Here is a 17,629-nt window from a genome sequence, read left to right as displayed (position 1 = left end):
TCGGCCCACCCTTTTTTGACCGGTCGATCCCTCGCCCAGGGTATGTCCGAGTGGCGGGCGGTCGTGCGTCGCGAGTTGAAGCGGTATCAGGAGCACACCGGGAGCCCGGTCCTCACACGACAGGAGTTCCTCGGTAGCGCACTGCCCGTCTTCGAAGCAGCCTTCCCGAACAACCGGAACCCCGGCCAGAAGTTCAGCCAGATAATGCAGCAACTTCGGGACCGTGGAGAGGTCACGTTCAGGGACTACGCGGGGACGTACCGAATTCTCGACCTAGAGGACGACGAGGTCGCGGCTCCCGGACCTGAATCGCCCACGTACGAGGCCAGTATGTATCACCAACCGTCCTACCGAGCGACGGAATACGAAACCGAAGCGACCGTTCGCTCGATGCCTGCTGCATTCCGTACCGAGACTCTGGCGAACTACCGGTCACGGGGCCTCGTCTCCGGCGTCGACCACCCGAGGTTGCTCGACGTCGCCCACATACTCCCGTGGAGCGAGTACGAATCCGAGCGTCTGGCACCCGAAAACGTCCTCCTCCTCTCGAAAACCCACCACGCCGCCTTCGACGCCGAACTGTTCACCATCGACGCCGACTACCGCCTCCGGGTGGCACCAGACTTCGATACCGGGAGCGACCTCCTGCGCCGCACCCTCCTCGACCGCGACGGCCAGCACCTCTCCCTCCCGGATTCTGCACCCGACGTGCGCCCGCTCCTCGAACAGCACAATCGGTCCCTCGACTGGTCTCTTCCCGCCTGAGAGTTCTTGTACGAAGACGGACCCAGACCCGGCGTGACCTGACTGGAACCGCGCGACGGCCAGCGGGTGTACGGCACACCGTCGCGCGCGAGCGAGTGCCGTCTGTTCGCCCCTTCGACCCCAGCCGACAGCCGGTAGCACGGCACACGGAGTTTTGTCGACACGCCGCCTACCGGTAGGTATGCAGTTCGTCGCACTGGCCGACACCCTCCTCGCGATCGACGGCGACCAGGTAGTCTCGCGGTTCGACGGCCACGACTTCGAGTGCGTCACCGCCAGTGAAGACTACACCTTCGCAGGGACCTTCTCCGACGGCCTCTGGCGGAGCGACAGCTCTGTCGACTCCTGGCAGCGAATCGGCGGCGACCTCCCCGACGCGGTCACCGCCGTCGCGCTCGACCCCCACCGAGACGGCGGCCTGTGGGTCGGCACCGAACCGAGTCGCATCTTCTACTCGCTCGACGCTGGCGAGTCGTGGACCGAGAAGACGGGCCTCACCGACCTCCCGAGTGCCGACTCGTGGTCGTTCCCACCGCGGCCACACACGCACCACGTCCGCTGGCTAGAACCGGACCCCCACCACGAGGGACGCCTCTACGTGGGCATCGAGGCCGGTGCACTCGTCGTGACCGACGACGGCGGCGAGAGCTGGCGCGAACGGCCCGAGGGAAGCCGTCGCGACAACCATCAGCTGGCGACGCACCCCGACGCGCCTGGACGTGTCTACAGCGCCGCCGGTGACGGCTACGCCGAGAGTGGCGACGCCGGCCGGACGTGGGACCACCCGCAGTCCGGGCTGGACCATCGCTACTGCTGGAGCGTCGCGGTGGACCCGGCCGACCCGGACCGCCGAATCGTCTCGGCCGCTAGCGGTGCGTACGCCGCTCACGGTGAAGCGAGCGCCGAATCGTACGTCTACCGGAAGCGGGGTGACGACCCCTGGGAGGTCGCGATGGACGGGCTGCCGGAACCCGAGGGCTTCCGCCGACCCGTCCTGGCTCCCGATGACGAACCGGGAGCTTTCCTCGCGGCGGCGGACGACGGACTGTACCGGAGCGACGACGGCGCGCACTCCTGGGAGCGCGTCGTCGACTGGTCGGAAGCTGGATCAGTGCGCGGACTGACGGCGCGGTGACCGCGCACATCTCACGCAGCCGTCCGCGTAACGCCACGAAGCGCCACGGCTGATGCCCAATCCGCAGCCGAACGAGGAAGGTATTTACGCGTCTCCCCCCTGCCGTCGGACATGTACGACTTCGTCGTGGTCGGCGCTGGCCCCGCCGGCTCGCGTTTCGCCCGCCGGGCCAGTGAGGCGGGCTACGACGTGCTCGCGCTCGAACAGGGCCGCGTCGGCGAACCGCTCGCCTGTTCCGGCCACGTGAGCACCGACATCTGGAACTTCACGGGCGAAGGCGCTCGTGACGAGTTGCTTCAGAACGAGGTGTACGGTGCACGGTTCCACGTCGGTGGGCCCGGGAGCGACGCACACCAGTTCTACAAGCGCGAAGCCGTCTCGAACGTCATCGACCGGGTCGGGCTCGACCGCCACCTGGCGGACCTCGCCCGCGAGGCGGGCGCTGACCTCCGGGACCAGCACACCGTCACCGAGGTCGACGAACAGCGGGACCGCGTCACCGTGACGGCCCGTGGGCCAGACGGCGTCGAGACGCACGAAGCGAAGATGGTCGTCGGCGCGGACGGCCCGCGCTCGCGAGTTCGTCGCGACCTCGGGCTTCCGGAACCCGGCGAACTGCTCCACGGCGTCCTCGGCTTCAGCGACGAACCCGACGACCAGGACTTCGTCGACGTCCACCTGACCGCCCCGCGCTTCTTCGCGTGGCGCATCCCCCGCGACGATGCGGGCGTCGAGTACGGCCTCGCCTGCCCGCCGGGGAAGGAGGTCAACGAGCTGTTCGACGAACTCGTCGCGGGATACGACGTGGACATCGTCAAGCGGTGCTCGGGCCTCATCCCCATCGGGCCACCGGAGGTCGTCTCAAGCCGGCGTGGCTTCCTCGTCGGTGACGCCGCCGCCCAGACGAAACCGTTCACCGGCGGCGGCATCTTGTACGGGATGACCTGTGCGGATCACGCCGTCGCGACCGTCGACCCGGACGACCCGCGGACGCTGGCGGATTACGAGGAGCGCTGGCGCGACGACCTGTCGACCGAGATACGGCTGGGACACTGGATTCGGCGTGCGTACTCGCTCCCAGAACCGGTGCAGAAGCTGGGCCTGTCGACGTTGTCGGGCGAGATCGGCGTTCATATGGACCGGCCCACCTCCCTGTTCTCGACCGAGCAGCTCAAAGCCTTCTTGAAGTAGTCAGGTCGTGGGTGGGCGAATTAGTCGAGGTACTGGGGGAGCCGCCCGGAGCGGTCGCTCCCGTCGACGAACGGGAGTTCGGTGCGAGTTGCAGGGGATGCGTCGCCGTCGACGCGGACCGTCAGCTCGGTGGCGTCGCAGTCGTAGGCGAGGAGTGCGAGCGCGATGGGTCTGCCCAGCGACGGACTCTCCCCTGCACGAGTCACTTCGCCGACGGACTCGTCCCCGTCGAAGACGGCCGCCCCTGACTCGGGGACCGTCCCCGGTTCGAGGCCGACGAGTCGCTTCGAGGGCTTCCCTCGGTTCTCGACCCGCGAGACGACCTCCTGACCGACGAAACAGCCCTTCTCGAAGTCGACCGCGTTTCGCAGGCCGAGGACGTTCGGGATGCGGCCCTCGAGCTCCGTCTCGAACAGCGGCGTCCCTGCTTCGAGCGTGAGCGCCTCCCAGGTCCGGTAGCCGAAGGGGGCCGCGTTCAGCCCGTGGTTGACGAGCGTGTCGAAGACCGCTTTGGCGTCGTCGGCCGCGCAGACGACCTCATAGCCTTCCTCGCCCGTCGGTGCGTCGGAACAGATGACCGTGACACCCTCGTCGCCCATCGTCCCCCTGACGAACGAGAGATGTGGCTCCGGGCTGCCGGCCTTGTTCAGCACGCTCGCGATCTTCTCGGTCGACTTCGGGCCGTGGACGCCGAAGACGGCGAAGTCGTCGCTCGCTTCGCGTATGGACACGTCCTGTATGAACACCTTGTCGCTCCAGTCGTCGACGAGTTCGCTCGCGCGGCCCGGGGGCAAGAAGAGGAGCAGTCGCTCGCCCGCGTTGTAGACGTACATGTCGAGACGAATCTTCCCCTGTGGGTCGAGCAGGAGGGCGTAACAGCCCTCACCGTCGTCCTCGGGTACCCGGTTCGACACCGCGTTGTCGACGAACTCGACGCGGTCGTCACCCTCGACGACCACGACGCCGTACGCCATCTCACAGACGCCGACGACCTTCCGGACGGCGGTGTGGACCCGTTCCGGTCGACCGTAGTGTTCGACGACGGTCCGCCCGCCGCGTTCCCCGAACGTCGCCCCGTGCTCCACGTGGACCGACTCGATGACCGTCATTCTGTGTCGAAGGTTGGAACGGTCCGCGGGTAAAGGCTCTCGTTTGTGGCGTCACACCTTCTCGGGGAGCCAGCCGCCGTCGACCTCGACGTTCTCGCCGCTGATGTAGTCGGAGCCCTCGTCGAGGAAGAACATGACCGCCTGCTGGAGGTCCTCGTACCCCGCCGGGCGACCCCGCGGCAGGTCGTCGGGGAACTCGTCCGAGTTCTCGACGACGTACGGTGAGACCGCGTTCACGGTGATACCGTCGTCCTGCGTGTCGCCGGCGAGCATCCGCGTGAACATCAGGACCCCGGCTTTCGCCATGAAGTACGGCGCGTTCTTCGGGTTTATCAGTCCCTTCTCGCTGGATGCGTACCCGATGTTGACGATGCGACCCCACTCCTGCTCGCGCATGGCCGGAACAGCCCGTCGGCAGGTCAGGTAGGTCGCGTCGACGTTGGTCGCGAAGACGGTACGCCAGGTCTCGTAGTCGACGTCCGACCAGTGCGTGGGGGCGAACGCGCCCACGTTGTTGACGAGCACGTCGACGGTCCCGAGCTCGGCCTCGACACGGTCGAACAGTCCGTCGACCGCGTCTGGGTTGGTCACGTCGGCCTGGACCGTCGTCGCCTCGGCCGCGCCCCGGTCGCGGGCCTCCTGGGCGGTCGCCTCGGCTTCCGCAGCGCTCGTGTGATAGTGGACGGCGACCGAGGCACCAGTCTCCGCGATGGCGAGCAGGAGGGCACGGCCGACCCCGCTGGCACTTCCGGTGACGAGTGCGACGCGGTCGTCGAGTTCTGGTCTGAGCATATCGGTCGTTGGAGGCGGTTCCAGAAATATCCCCGACTCAGATATCCAGGTCCGTCTTCCTGTCAGCGGAGTCGTCCCGTCCAGCGGCGTCTGTCGCGCGGGCACGGGCGCGCCACTCTCGTTCCTGCCGACGCTCTGCGACGTGCCTGGCACCGTCGGCGAGCTCTCGGCGCGTGCGTCCCTCGAAGTCGATTACGTCCGCGAGAAGTCCCTCCTCGAACGTTTCGAGGACGTCGTAGGACCACCGGTCGTCCTGCACCCTTGCCTGTTCCCGGTGGCCGTCGATGACTCCTCGTGGCAGGTGAACTGTCCGGAGTTCGTCCGCGAGCTCTGCGTGACCGCTCTCCCGGAGCAAGCCCTCCACGACGTCGAGATGGTCCATCCCGTGGCCGATGGCGTGGTGGAACTCGATGAGGTGGCCGTGTGCTCGCCTGAGCCACTCGAGCCCGAGTTCGGCCCGGTGGAGTGCCTCGACCTCGGTAGCTGAAAGCGTCGACTCGCGCATGCAAGAGATACGGCCTGTATGCGCCTGAGACTGTCGCATCTGCCGGAACGGGATGGGCCGACACACCAGCCCCCCGACACGTACTCGCCCGTGAGTAAATCTAACCGCTTAAGTGGCCGCCGGTCGGTAGTCGAACTAGTAATGGCCACGTACGCGGGCGTCGACCTCGGCGCGACGAACGTCAGGGCCGTCGTCGGTGACGACGAGGCACGGCTCCTCGGGTCGTACCGCACCTCCACACCACAGGGACCGACGGGTATCGCCGTGACCGAAGCCGTCCTCGACGCGCTCAGACGAGCCTGCGACGACGCCGGTGTCGATCCCACCGACTGCGTCGCAGCTGGCATCGGCGCGGCCGGCGTTCTCGACCTCGCGGAGGGAACGCTGGAGAACGCCCCGAACCTCCCCGACACCGTCGAACGAGTGCCGCTCTCGGGCCCCATCGGGAAGCTCATCGACTCCGAGAAGGTCTACCTGCACAACGACACCAACGCCGGCTGTATCGGTCAGCGCTTCTTCGCGGACCGGAACCCCGACGACATGGCGTACATCACGATATCCTCGGGTATCGGCGCGGGCGTCTGCGTCGACGGTCGGGTCATCGCCGGCTGGGACGGCAACGCTGGTGAGGTCGGTCACTACGTCGTCGACCCGCAGGGGCGGCTCACCTGCGGCTGTGGCAAAGACGGCCACTGGGAAGCCTACTGTTCCGGGAACAACATCCCACAGTTCGCCCGGCTACTCGCGGAGGACGACCCCGGTGTCGATACGGTCCTCCCGTTAGACGACCCAGACTTCTCCGCGAAGGACGTATTCGACCACGCCCACGACGACGAGTTCGCGGCCCACGTCGTCGACCAGTTCAACCACTGGAACGCCATCGGCGTCACGAACCTCGTTCACTCGTTCGCCCCCATCGTCATCTACCTCGGGGGTGCAGTCGCCCTCCACAACGAGGAACTCGTCCTCGACCCCATCCGCGAGCGCGTCGACGACATGATAATATCGAACGTACCCGACATCCAGCTCACCACGCTGGGCGACGAGGTCGTGGTGAAAGGAGCGCTCGCGAGCGCGCTCACGCAGGGCACCGGGGACCGCTCGAAGCTCCGGCGCTGAGGAGGCCACGTCCGTCGGTTGTGCAGCGGCACCGCCCAGCCCCTGAAGAATTCTTTTCGGCAGTTTCCCCTCGGAAACCGAGTGGACACGCTTATACCCGACGAGTCGTCAGTGGCTGTATGGAACGGACCCCCCTCGTCGGCCGCCGTAGCCTGCTCCGGGCAGGTGCCGGCGCTCTCGCTCTCCCCACACTGGGTGGCCTCGCGACCGCTACCGGGGCAAACTACGGACCGCTCGACAGCCTCGAGATAGAGGGTACTGCAGAGGCGGTCGTGAACGGAGACGGAACGGTCGCGTACGTCGCCGTCGGCACCGGCTTCGTCACCGTGGACATCGCCGACCCGAGCGACATCTCGGTGCTCGCAGAACGGCGGAACCTGACGGACAGCGAAGGTGACGCCATCGAACAGGTACTCGACGTCAAGTACGACGACGGACAGCTGCTCGTTCCCACGGCCGCACAGGGCGGCGGCCCGCGCGGATTCTACCTCTACGACGTCTCCGACCCGGAATCGCCCGAGCAAATCGGCGACTGGTTCGCGACGCCGAACCACGGCAACCACAACTCCCACCTCGAGGACGGCGTCGCGTACCTCACCGGTGGCTACAAACTGGACATCGTCGACGTCTCCTCGGACCCGTTCGAACGGCTCGCGACGTGGGAGCCCGCCGACTGGAACGACGAGTGGGAACGACCGCCGCTGACCGTCCTGCACGACCTCTACGTTCAGGACGGCACCGCCTACTGTGCCTACTGGGACGGCGGCACGTTCATGGTCGACGTCTCCGACCCTGCGAACCCGTCGTTCGTCGGACGGAAGAAGACCTACACGCGTGAAGAACTGGAGGAGTTCCCCGGCTCCGAGTACCTCGAACCCGGCGGCAACGACCACTACGTCACGGTGAATGACGACGCGAGTATCCTGATCGAAGGTGGCGAGTCGTGGGACACCGACCCCGAGGACGACCACGGCGGTCCCTCGGGGCTCGAACTATTCGACGTGACGGACCCGAGCGACCCGAAGCCGATATCGACCATCGAGCCGCCACACGCCGAGAACGAGACGTACAACACGGGGACCTGGACGACCGCCCACAACTTCGAGATGCGCGGCGACCGGCTCTACACCTCGTGGTACCAGGGTGGCGTGACGATACACGACGTTTCGGACCCCGCGAACCCCGAACGCATCGCCTGGTGGGCTGACCCGACGTACGGGTTCTGGACCGCTCGCTCTGCGGTACCAGGGGAGTTCTTCGTCGCCTCGTCCCACCTCGCGGGGACGGCGACTACGCCTGGGCTGCTTACGTTCCCGGACCGGGCTGGCGAGATGGCGGACCCGCCCAGTTCGGTCTGGTGGGGCGCGAAGCAGACGACGGAGACGGAAACAACGACCACGACGGCGACCACTGGGGAAGCGACGGAGACGCCGACCGAGACGGTCGTCACCCATAGCGAGACGGGGACCACGTCTGCCGAAAGCGACGGTGGAAGCACGGCCGGGACACCCGGGTTCGGTGTCCTCACAGCGCTCGCTGGCCTCGGCCTCGGGGCTGCCCGCTACCGTGGTCGGCAGGGTGAAGAGTAGACGCCGGAGCCGTTACCGACGACGAGCAGGCGGACACGGACGCTATCCGTCACGGTCGTTCCTGTCGGATCGTGCGACGCGGACCCGAAGCTTTCTCACGTCTCCAGCGTCTAGCAGTGGTAGATGAGCACCGACTCGTCCGACGCGGAGGACGGAACCCTGAAAGAGCGCCTCGAGCGCTGGCTCGCCAGAGAGATGCCGATAATCCAGATGCACGGCGGGACGAGCGCCGTCCGGAAGGCCGACCCCGAGACCGGCGAGGTCGTCATCGAACTCGGCGGTGGCTGCTCGGGCTGTTCGGTCGCCGACATCACCACGGGCAACATCGAGTCCGAACTGTACACCTGGCCTGAGATACAGGACGTGACCGTCCGCGTCCCGGAGACGGGCGAGTCACTCGGCGTCCAGCAGGCCGAATCGATAATGGGCGTCGACCGGACCGAAGGTGGCCGTGGCGATTGGGGCTCTTCGAACCCCGGTAAGGACCACTTCTGAGCGGCTCTTCTGGCGCGGACGTCCTGGGTACGGACTGGCGAACAGGCGGCACAGCATCGGCTCTGGGACGACGAGCCGCTCTCCGCGTGGGGCGTGCCGCACACCCGCCTCGACCACCACGCGGGCCGGGATTCAGGTCACGGCGAGTCTGGCCGCGCGATGGTACGTAAACTCTGGGACAGAGAGGGAGACACCGAGAGTTCCGTCGCCAGCTCCGTTCGTCGCGAACGCCACCGCCGCAGCTCCATGGCTGACGAGTAGAGAACTGGGTGGTTCGAAACCGGTCGGGTCAGTTCCGGCCGAGCTTCTCGCGGCTGATCTTCACGCCGGTCGGCGTGACGATGAGCTGGTCGTCGCCCTTCTGGACGATGTCGCCGTCGACCTCCTGGGCGACCTGCCTGAGCTCGTCGATGATGTGCTCGACTGTGCGGTCTTCCGTACGCAGCCGAGTGATATCTGCGATGACGAGGTCGCCGTCGTAGACGGCGTCCTTGATGTCGATCGCGTCTGCCTGTCCGGCGACCTCGGCGATGTGGACGCTCATCGTGGCATCACCGGAGACGGTTTCGAAGTCGTCGAGGTCGAGTTCGAGATAGTCCTCGGTGTTGCGAGTGCCGCGGTCACCGAGGATCTTGGCCATGAACCCCATTAACGAGAGAGTCCCCCGGGACCCGTATAGTTCTTGCGTCGGACGTATCTCGGCAGGGCTGAGTGTCTCGATATCGATAGCGTCACCGGAGGACGAAGACAGTACCACCAGGTACTTTCGACGCGGTCCGTGGTGTGCTCATACTCGCACATCCCCTCTGTCAACGTGAGACACGATGAGTGGCGAGAGAACCATCGGACCGCCGGCCGGTGACGTCGACAGTGCGGACGGAGAGCTCGGTCGCGGTCACGCGAGAGAGTCGACGACTCGACAGCGGCCGCCCAGCATCGAGCGGTTCGTCATCGACGCCGTGATCGTCGACCAGTCGACCGGTGAGACCGGTATCGTCGCGTCCTGGGCGGTCGCCGACGCCGACGAAGACATCGTGAGTGTCCAGCTCACGGTGATAGACGGCGAACGGCAGAAGACGAGCGTAACGGAACTCGTCTACGGCGACGAGATATCGGGGACGACGATGGTCGGTCTCGGTGGACGGGTGGTGACCAGACGGTCGGGACGCGTCCTCGTCAGATTGACCGTCAAGGACGCGACCGGCGCGACGGCTTCGGCGATTCGGCCTGCGACGCTCCTGGCGCCGGGCGAGTAGGAGCAGGAAGCGGTTCACCACGGCCAACCGGTAGCATCCAACTGCGGGGCCGTGCTCGAACGCGGTCGCCGCGACAGGTCCCTCGCCGCGACAGGTTCCTTTTTCGCGTCTCGCGTTCGAGACGGTGGTATGACCTTCAGCATCTGCGTTCGCGAACGGTACGAGGACGACTCCGGCGACGAGCAGACGCGGTTCGGGGTGGCCGTCACCACCCGTCTTCCCGGCGTCGGCTCCCTCTGCCCCTGGGTGAGCGAGAACGGGGCGGTCTCGACGCAGAGCCTGACGAACGTCCGGCTCGGCCGGAAGGGTGTCGAGTACCTCGACGATGGCCTCGCGGTCGACGACGCCCTCCGGGCGCTGCTCAACGCCGACGAGAACGCGGGGTCCAGACAGCTCCACGGCGTCGGTCACGATGGTTCGTTCACCTTCACGGGAGGAGACTGTAAGGACTGGGCGGGGAACCTGACCGGCGAGAACTACACCGTCGCGGGCAACCTTCTCACCGGCGAGGCGGTCGTCGAGGCCGTCGCTTCCACGTACGAAGCGGGGTACGAGGCCGAGGAATCGGAGCTGGAACCGCTCGCGGAGCGACTGATAGACGCACTCGCGGCGGGCTACGAAGCCGGGGGAGACAAGCGCGAGGAACTCACGATACAGAGCGCCGCACTGCGAGTCGCCACGACGGAAGCACTCGACCCTGAGCCGTACTACGACGACCTGCGAGTCGACGCGACGGAGACACCCATCGACGACCTGCGACGGACCTACGAGCTGGCTCGTGAGGGATTCCTCGCGGCACTGGAACGCTACGGCGACGCGTACGCAGAAGACGACATGGACGCCGCTGCCGACGAGTGAGGCGGAGAGCAGAACGCGGGCCGCGCGAGGCGAGACGCCTCAGACAGAGAACTCGTAGAAGTCGTCCCCGACGTGGTGGATGGACTCGACCACCTTGCCAGAGTCACCGACCATGTCGTCCCCCGCGGTGAGCGCTCGGCCGATGGCCAGGGCCTTGCCGTGGGTCTCCTCGACGATGACGACGAGATCGCCAGACTCGATGGACTCGTCGGCCTCGACGATTCCGGGGCGCATCACGTCTGCGCCGTCCGAGACGAACGAGATGGCGCCGGCGTCGACCGTGACGACGTTCCGAGTGACCTCGTAGGCGTTCGCGCCACGGACCGTGAGGAAGGGTTCGTCGTCGACGTACAGTACCTGCGGCTCGCCGTCGACGAGGACGACGTCGAACTCGCTCCCGTCGAGCTCGACAAGTTCGTATGTGTCGCCCGACAGTTCGACGCCGAGCGCGTCGGCGACGGCCGATTCGACCTCCTTCACGTCGTCGCTCCGAAGGTGATGGCGGGACTTGACCTGCATACGTGCAACCACTCCCGGGAGGCGCATAAACGACCCGTTCTCGGAGCCCCTTCCACGGATAGAATGTGCTCCGAAAACGCGGCCGCTGTAGCGTGCCAACACCTGTCGTGTGTCACCGAGACAAGGCCTATATGCCACCCCGTCATCTGTTCTCGTATGTGGGGTACCCGGACAGACCGGGGTGACGAGCACGTCACCTGCATCGCGTGCGGCGGCGACGTCGAGCGGCGAGATGCGAGAGAGTACGACAAGTACGGAAATCGATGGGAGCGCCGCGGCAAGGAGTTCGAGTACCTCTGCAAACCCTGTTATCGGACCGAGTGCCACCAGCCACGCGACGAACTCGAAGGCATCCTCTGTGAACTCGACGGTGCGAAGCTCTCTCAGGACGAGTTCCTGGAGCTGTACAACCGGCTGGTACAGGAGCGGTACGGTACCTCCGAGCAGTGAGCTGCCGACTCCTGCACTCTTCTCACTGGCGCCCCGAAATCGTCACCACATCGAACTCGCCGACGCTCCGGACTCGCCACAACCTCGAACTCGCCGACGCTCCGGACCCGCCGACGCCCCGATACGTTTTCCCGTCGCCCCTGCGTAGCCCGGGCCATGAGCGACGACACGAGCGCGCAGGCCGCGGCCGGGACAGCGGAAGGCCAGGGCCCCGTCGAGATCGACGAAGAGATGGCGCGCCATCTGGAGAACAAACGCGAGGAACTGTTCGAGAAGTTCGAGATACGTGATGAGTTCCCCGCCGCGGTGATGGAGGAGGCGGAGGAACGGACGACCGACGTCCAGCAGGAGATACAGGACGAGATCGACGAGCGGACGGACCTCCGTGACCTGACCACGTGGACGACCGACCCGGTCGACGCGCAGGACTTCGACGACGCCATCTCCATCATCGAGAACGAGGAGACCTACACCCTGTACGTCCACATCGCCGACGTCACCCACTACGTCCACCCCGAGAGCGCGATGTGGAAGGAGGCCGTCGAGCGCGGGAACACCGTCTATCTCCCCGCCTACACCATCCACATGCTCCCGCCGATGCTGGCCGAGTCGGTCTGTTCGCTCGTCCCCAACGAGGACCGTCTCGCTCACACCGTCGAGATGGAACTCGGTAAAGAGCACCTCAACTTCGAGAACATCGACATCTACAAATCGGTCATCCACTCGGACGAACGGCTCACCTACACCCAGACCGAGAACCGACTCGACGACGCCGACGCGGCGATGCACGACGAGATATCGCTCGTCTTCGAGGTCGCCGACCGGCTCCACGAACAGCGAAAGGAGGACGGCTCGCTCGTCCTCAACCCGCGCCGCGACCGCGCGCACACCATCATCGAGGAGTGCATGCTGAAAGCGAACAAGGCCGTCACGCACGTCCTGATGTGGAATCGCGGCGTCGAGGCGATGTACCGCGTCCACCCGCAGCCGACGCCCGACGAGTGGGACAAGGCACTCGTCGAGATACAGGAACTCGACGGGGTCTCCATCCCAGGCAGTTCGTGGGACGACCCGCGGAAGGCCGTCAACGCGACCCTCGAGGAGGCACCGGAGCGCCAACTCGGGAAGATACAGTGGGCGGTGATGAAGGTCATGCCACGGGCGAAGTACATGGCCGACCCCTTCGGCGGCCACCACGCGCTCAACTTCGACATCTACGGCCACTTCACCTCCCCCATCCGCCGGCTGTCGGACCTCATCAACCACTGGATCGTCTACACGAACGACGTGCCGGAAGACCTCGACGCGCTCTGCCAGCGCGCCTCGGACAAGCAGAAGGACGCAGAGCAGTGTGAGCGCGAGTACAAGCAGTTCCTCAACGAGGTCGGTCTCGACCCCGACGCAGTCAACAACCGGGGCATACGCGTCGTGAAGGACGAGGACGACGAGGCGGACGAAGCGGCTGACGGAACCGGGACGGACGAGCTGGAGCAGTAACCGGCCGGCACCGTTTTGTCACCGGCACGGCAACAGTGGACAGTCCATGGCCCCGCTTCCGCCCGCGACCGCGGTCACCCCGTGGCCATTTCTCCTCGGGATGGGACTCTTCCTCCTGCTCGCGCTGGTTCTCATCGTCGTGGTGCCTCTTCTCGCTCAGAAAGTCGACCGATGGTACGCGAGTCACCGGTCTGGCGACGAGAAGACGGACGACTGAGGTCTCGCCTTCGGCGACCACCGAACTTGCTACCGGCCGAACCTGCTACCGGCCGAGAACGTCCCGCGCTACGGATTTCTTCTCGGGACACCTATCTGTACGTATGTACCGAGTGCTCCTCCACGAAGGTCAGATAGAGTGCGACCGGTTCGAACGAACCGAGAACGGCATCGACTGCTACATCGACGACAAGCTCGCGGCGTTCGTCCCCTACCAGAACTGCTGCGGCGTCCTCGACGAGGAACTGGTCGTCGTCGAAGACGAACTCGCCGTCTGGTAGCACCGTATCGGACCCGTTCGAACAGTGTCGGAACCAATCACGTCTTCAGTTTTCTGCCTGCACATTCCGGACATGTATACAGCCATCAGCGTTCGCGGCTGGTCTGTACAAAAAGGGTGGAAAGTTGAACGGCATGTGCCATTGTGGCACGTACCGTGGCCTCGGTAGGGCACATGGTCAGGGCATCGATATCGAATCTGGTGGACTGGGGAACCGCGACCGAAGACAGAGTGACGAACGAGGGGGTGGACCGGCGATGTACGCGCTCGGGCATCTGGGACTAGCGCTGCTCGTCTTCGCGCCGGTCGCGCTCTACCTCCGTGCGACCGGTCGGGTCGGTCTCGCCGCCGGGGGCGCCGTCGCAAGCGCGACCCTATCGACCGCGCCGGACGTCGACCTCCTGCTGGCCTCGGTCCCACACCGGGGCATCACGCATACGGTCTGGTTCGCCACCGGCGTCGGTCTCTTCCTCGGTACGTTCCTCGCCGTGCACACCGTCCGTGGCGGTCGCCGGACCCCGCTCCGGCAGTTCGGCTGGGCGGCGCTGGTCGGCTGCCTGACGACGACGTCGCACCTGCTCGGCGACCTGCTGACGCCGATGGGCATCGAGCCGTTCGCCCCGGTCTGGGACCTCCACCTCACGCTGAACCTGGTCGCCGCGAGCAACCCGACCGCGAACCGGACGCTGTTCACGCTGGGTCTGCTGGCGACCACGATGGTCTGGACGACCGGCCTGTGGATGCCCGTACTGGCACCGGGACGGAGCCGCCGACGGAACACCAGCGGGGACGTCGGCGCCAGAGCCGAGACGGAACCGTAGCACACCGACCAGACGAATCTTCTCCTCCGACGGCGTACCCTACGGCATGGGAACCATGTTCAGGTGCGTCGCCTGCGAGGCGCACTTCAGGGCGAGGCGCAAGCTCTGTCCCATCTGCGGTATCACCGGCGTCGTGACGGAGCGAGACACCTGCCGGGACTGTGGAGCGGGGCTGGTCGCATCTGCGAAACAACGCTGTACCAGCTGCGGCTCGAGCGACGTCGAACTAGTGCGAGAAGAGTTCGTAGCGTAGCTTTCACGGGATTGGTTCGGTGGACCGGCGACGCTCGTCGGTAGGATGCACAGGACTCGCTGGGACTCCCGTGAGCGGTAGCGAACGGGAGGTCAGCGAGTCCATTGACTGAGCGAACGTAGTGAGCGAAGGAAATGGACTCGCTGGGATTTGAACCCAGAGTGAGACGGTCACCTCGCTCCGCTCGGCGCTGCGACTCACAGGACTTCAAATCCCAGCTTCATCGTAAAATATGCGCCGCTCGCGATTTGCTCGCAGCGCAGAATTATGGACTCGCTGGGATTTGAACCCAGGGCCTCTTCCTTGCGAAGGAAGCGATCTACCCCTGATCTACGAGCCCGCTAACGCATCAAAACCTTGCCCCCGGGACGTATTAGTAGCTTTCCTTTCGGGAGCCGAGTGCGGTGCGTTGTGACGTGGCGAGGAGCCGGGCGCGGCCGGCCGCGACGCCGACGACGAACCCGGTGAAGTGCGCGATGAGGGCGACCCCGGGCGCGCCGGTCGCGAGCGTCACCACGATGGCGATGGCCGCGAAGGCGGCGTACTCGACCCAGCCGGGGAGCCCGAGCCGGGCGAGCAGACCGTCCGTGACGCGGTTGCCGCCCAGCACGTAGCCGTAGAGGGCGAAGACGGCCCCGGAGGCGCCGAGGACGCCGACGGGACCGGCGGCGAGCAGGACCTCCGCGTAGCCGGCGAGCGCGCCTGCGACGACGAAGAACACGTGAAAGCGCAGCCGGGTCGTGTAGCGCTCCAGCGGGAAGCCGACCAGCGCGAGTGCGACGGCGTTCGAGAGGAGGTGGCCGAGGCTGCCGTGTGCGTAGACGCTCGTGACGAGCGCCCAGGGCTGTGCAGACGGCGCGTGGAGGACGAACAGGAACGTGTGGACGCCGGCGAGCCCGACCAGACCGAGCAGCTGCACGAGGGACTGCACGGTGTAGACGAGGACGAAGACGACGAGCAGGTCGAGGGTGGGACTCCCCGAACGACGTGACATATGGTAGAAAGATAGCCGTGGCTAATTAGCGTTCGGGTAAAAACGACCCGAAGTCGAAGACGGTGCTGCGCGAGAGACGACGGCGCGAGGCCGTCACACCGGCCTCAGTCTTCGAGGACGATCTCGATGCTGACGTCGTTGGGAACCTGGATGCGCATGAGCTGGCGGAGTGCCCGCTCGTCCGCGTCGAGGTCGATGAGACGCTTGTGGACGCGCATCTCCCAGTGCTCCCACGTCGCCGTACCTTCGCCGTCAGGCGACTTGCGGGACGGGATCTCCAGCGTCTTGGTCGGCAGCGGGATGGGGCCCGACAGGCTCACACCAGTCTTGTTCGCGATCTCGCGAACGTCGTCGCAGATCTGGTCGAGGTCGTCGGGGCTCGTACCCGCGAGCCGGACGCGTGCCTGCTGCATTGTTTACTTCTCGTTGACGCTCATGACCTTGCCAGCCGCGATGGTCTGACCCATGTCGCGGATGGCGAAGGAACCGAGCTCCGGGATGTCGCCGGCGGGCTCGATGCTGAGCGGCTTCTGGGGTCGGACGGTGACGATCGCGGAGTCGCCCGACTGGATGAAGTCCGGGTTCTCCTCGGCGACGTCGCCCGAGGCGGGGTCCATCTTCTTGTCGATGGATTCGATGGTACACGCGACCTGCGCCGTGTGGGCGTGGAAGACCGGCGTGTACCCAGCCGTGATGACCGAGGGGTGCTGCATGACGACGATCTGGGCCTGGAACGTCTCGGCGACCGTCGGCGGGTCGTCGGCGGGGCCACAGACGTCACCGCGGCGGATGTCGTCCTTGCCGATGCCACGGACGTTGAACCCGACGTTGTCACCGGGGCCAGCCTCCGGGACTTCCTCGTGGTGCATCTCGATGGTCTTGACCTCGCCACCGACGTCGGACGGCTGGAACGAGACGTTCTCGCCGATGTTCAGCATACCCGTCTCGACACGGCCGACCGGGACCGTACCGATGCCGGAGATGGTGTAGACGTCCTGGATGGGCAGGCGCAGCGGCGCGTCCGTCGGCGGCTGCGGTTCCGGCAGGTTGTTGAGTGCCTCGAGGAGGATGTCGCCATCGTACCAGGAGGTGTTGTCGGAGCGCTCGGCGATGTTGTCGCCCTCGAACGCCGAGATCGGGATGAAGGTCGCGTCCTCGGAGCGGAAGTTGACCTGCTTGAGGAGCTTCTGGACCTCAGCCTTGACCTCCTTGTAGGAGTCCTCGGAGTAGTCGACGACGTCCATCTTGTTGACGCCGATGATGAGCTCGTCGATACCCAGCGTGCGTGCCAGGAAGACGTGCTCGCGGGTCTGCGGCGCGACACCGTCGTCTGCGGCGACGACGAGGACGGCGTTGTCTGCCTGCGAGGCGCCCGTGATCATGTTCTTGACGAAGTCACGGTGGCCCGGACAGTCGACGATGGTGAAGTAGTACTCGTCGGTGTCGAACTCCTGGTGGGCGATGTCGATGGTGACACCACGCTCTCGCTCCTCGGCGAGGTTGTCCATGACGTAGGCGAACTCGAAGCCGCCCTTGCCCTTCTCTTCTGCTTCCTCGCGGTACTGCTCGATGACGTGCTCGGGCACGCTCCCCGTCTCGAAGAGGAGTCGCCCGACCAGTGTGCTCTTACCGTGGTCGACGTGGCCGATGACGGCCAGGTTCTGGTGCGGTTTGTCGCTCATTGTTGTATCTCACGCGCAGAGGCGCTGTGGGTGAATCTTTCGGCAGAAACGGTTAAAACCATTTCGATACGGCCCGTACGACACCCCGACGCCGTCTTGCGGT

21 protein-coding genes and 1 tRNA gene are annotated in these 17,629 nt (G+C 65.9%); 13 read left to right on the top strand and 9 right to left on the bottom strand.

The annotated features are described in order from the left end of the window. The first annotated feature begins 42 nt into the window (after positions 1-42). The 3 genes from ACSC1Y_RS10645 to ACSC1Y_RS10635 all read left to right on the top strand — a co-directional run bounded on the left by ACSC1Y_RS10645 (position 43) and on the right by ACSC1Y_RS10635 (position 3,091). Entirely contained in the window at positions 43-765 is a 723-nt protein-coding gene (locus ACSC1Y_RS10645; RefSeq protein WP_435334820.1) for an HNH endonuclease, read from the top strand. A gap of 181 nt (positions 766-946) precedes the next feature. Next, entirely contained in the window at positions 947-1,900 is a 954-nt protein-coding gene (locus tag ACSC1Y_RS10640; RefSeq protein ID WP_435334819.1) for a WD40/YVTN/BNR-like repeat-containing protein, read from the top strand. 111 nt (positions 1,901-2,011) lie between these two features. Then, positions 2,012-3,091: a geranylgeranyl reductase family protein gene (locus ACSC1Y_RS10635; RefSeq protein WP_435334818.1), complete on the top strand. Its 1,080-nt coding sequence runs from the start codon at positions 2,012-2,014 to the stop codon at positions 3,089-3,091. Positions 3,092-3,111: 20 nt separating this feature from the next. Here ACSC1Y_RS10635 and ygfZ read toward each other — a convergent pair whose 3' ends face one another. From ygfZ to ACSC1Y_RS10620, 3 genes are read right to left on the bottom strand one after another with little or no spacing between them, the layout of a single operon-like run. Next, the gene (gene ygfZ / locus ACSC1Y_RS10630) at positions 3,112-4,200 is read right to left on the bottom strand and encodes a CAF17-like 4Fe-4S cluster assembly/insertion protein YgfZ (RefSeq protein ID WP_435334817.1); all 1,089 of its coding nucleotides are present in this window, start codon (positions 4,198-4,200) and stop codon (positions 3,112-3,114) included. A 51-nt stretch (positions 4,201-4,251) separates the two neighbouring features. Beyond that, on the bottom strand, positions 4,252-4,992 hold the full coding sequence (locus tag ACSC1Y_RS10625; protein WP_435334816.1) for an SDR family NAD(P)-dependent oxidoreductase: 741 nt from the start codon (positions 4,990-4,992) through the stop codon (positions 4,252-4,254). Positions 4,993-5,029: 37 nt separating this feature from the next. Beyond that, entirely contained in the window at positions 5,030-5,497 is a 468-nt protein-coding gene (locus tag ACSC1Y_RS10620) for a hypothetical protein (protein ID WP_435334815.1), read from the bottom strand. 141 nt (positions 5,498-5,638) lie between these two features. Here ACSC1Y_RS10620 and ACSC1Y_RS10615 point away from each other — a divergent pair, with 141 nt between their 5' ends. From ACSC1Y_RS10615 to ACSC1Y_RS10605, 3 genes are all read left to right on the top strand, one after another. Further along, positions 5,639-6,616, top strand: coding sequence for an ROK family protein (locus ACSC1Y_RS10615; RefSeq protein ID WP_435334814.1), 978 nt, complete (start codon positions 5,639-5,641; stop codon positions 6,614-6,616). A gap of 119 nt (positions 6,617-6,735) precedes the next feature. Continuing rightward, entirely contained in the window at positions 6,736-8,205 is a 1,470-nt protein-coding gene (locus tag ACSC1Y_RS10610) for an LVIVD repeat-containing protein (protein ID WP_435334813.1), read from the top strand. Between the two features lie 123 nt (positions 8,206-8,328). Next, positions 8,329-8,700: a NifU family protein gene (locus tag ACSC1Y_RS10605; protein WP_435334812.1), complete on the top strand. Its 372-nt coding sequence runs from the start codon at positions 8,329-8,331 to the stop codon at positions 8,698-8,700. Positions 8,701-8,989: 289 nt separating this feature from the next. On the opposite strand, the gene ACSC1Y_RS10600 is transcribed toward ACSC1Y_RS10605, so the two are convergent. Beyond that, the gene (locus ACSC1Y_RS10600) at positions 8,990-9,349 is read right to left on the bottom strand and encodes a cell division protein SepF (RefSeq protein ID WP_435334811.1); all 360 of its coding nucleotides are present in this window, start codon (positions 9,347-9,349) and stop codon (positions 8,990-8,992) included. 175 nt (positions 9,350-9,524) lie between these two features. Between ACSC1Y_RS10600 and ACSC1Y_RS10595 the strand changes: the two genes are divergently transcribed. Continuing rightward, positions 9,525-9,956, top strand: coding sequence for a hypothetical protein (locus tag ACSC1Y_RS10595; RefSeq protein WP_435334810.1), 432 nt, complete (start codon positions 9,525-9,527; stop codon positions 9,954-9,956). A gap of 129 nt (positions 9,957-10,085) precedes the next feature. Further along, entirely contained in the window at positions 10,086-10,814 is a 729-nt protein-coding gene (locus ACSC1Y_RS10590; protein ID WP_435334809.1) for a DUF1028 domain-containing protein, read from the top strand. A 39-nt stretch (positions 10,815-10,853) separates the two neighbouring features. Here ACSC1Y_RS10590 and ACSC1Y_RS10585 read toward each other — a convergent pair whose 3' ends face one another. After that, positions 10,854-11,333, bottom strand: a complete 480-nt coding sequence (locus tag ACSC1Y_RS10585; RefSeq protein WP_435334808.1) for an RNA-binding protein — start codon at positions 11,331-11,333, stop codon at positions 10,854-10,856. A 156-nt stretch (positions 11,334-11,489) separates the two neighbouring features. On the opposite strand from ACSC1Y_RS10585, the gene ACSC1Y_RS10580 reads away from it, so the two are divergent. From ACSC1Y_RS10580 to ACSC1Y_RS10560, 5 genes are all read left to right on the top strand, one after another. After that, the gene (locus tag ACSC1Y_RS10580) at positions 11,490-11,783 is read left to right on the top strand and encodes a DUF7562 family protein (protein WP_435334807.1); all 294 of its coding nucleotides are present in this window, start codon (positions 11,490-11,492) and stop codon (positions 11,781-11,783) included. Between the two features lie 156 nt (positions 11,784-11,939). Next, positions 11,940-13,280 carry an RNB domain-containing ribonuclease gene (locus ACSC1Y_RS10575; protein WP_435334806.1) on the top strand — a complete coding sequence of 447 codons (1,341 nt, stop codon included), beginning with the start codon at positions 11,940-11,942 and terminating at the stop codon, positions 13,278-13,280. Between the two features lie 46 nt (positions 13,281-13,326). Then, positions 13,327-13,497, top strand: coding sequence for a hypothetical protein (locus ACSC1Y_RS10570; RefSeq protein ID WP_435334805.1), 171 nt, complete (start codon positions 13,327-13,329; stop codon positions 13,495-13,497). Between the two features lie 103 nt (positions 13,498-13,600). Beyond that, a complete protein-coding gene (locus tag ACSC1Y_RS10565) occupies positions 13,601-13,777 on the top strand; it encodes a hypothetical protein (RefSeq protein ID WP_435334804.1) in 177 nt (58 codons plus the stop codon). Between the two features lie 256 nt (positions 13,778-14,033). Further along, positions 14,034-14,597 carry a metal-dependent hydrolase gene (locus ACSC1Y_RS10560; protein WP_435334803.1) on the top strand — a complete coding sequence of 188 codons (564 nt, stop codon included), beginning with the start codon at positions 14,034-14,036 and terminating at the stop codon, positions 14,595-14,597. Positions 14,598-15,118: 521 nt separating this feature from the next. On the opposite strand, the gene ACSC1Y_RS10555 is transcribed toward ACSC1Y_RS10560, so the two are convergent. From ACSC1Y_RS10555 to tuf, 4 genes are all read right to left on the bottom strand, one after another. Continuing rightward, a tRNA-Ala gene (locus ACSC1Y_RS10555) sits at positions 15,119-15,190 on the bottom strand. 33 nt (positions 15,191-15,223) lie between these two features. Then, positions 15,224-15,844, bottom strand: a complete 621-nt coding sequence (locus ACSC1Y_RS10550; protein ID WP_435334802.1) for a rhomboid family intramembrane serine protease — start codon at positions 15,842-15,844, stop codon at positions 15,224-15,226. Positions 15,845-15,948: 104 nt separating this feature from the next. After that, on the bottom strand, positions 15,949-16,257 hold the full coding sequence (rpsJ, locus tag ACSC1Y_RS10545) for a 30S ribosomal protein S10 (protein ID WP_435334801.1): 309 nt from the start codon (positions 16,255-16,257) through the stop codon (positions 15,949-15,951). A gap of 3 nt (positions 16,258-16,260) precedes the next feature. Next, a complete protein-coding gene (gene tuf, locus ACSC1Y_RS10540) occupies positions 16,261-17,526 on the bottom strand; it encodes a translation elongation factor EF-1 subunit alpha (protein ID WP_435334800.1) in 1,266 nt (421 codons plus the stop codon). Positions 17,527-17,629: the final 103 nt, after the last annotated feature.

This window comes from Haloarchaeobius lipolyticus, assembly GCF_051208015.1.
GTDB lineage: Archaea > Halobacteriota > Halobacteria > Halobacteriales > Natrialbaceae > Haloarchaeobius.
This window is presented reverse-complemented; position numbering and strand designations above follow the sequence as displayed.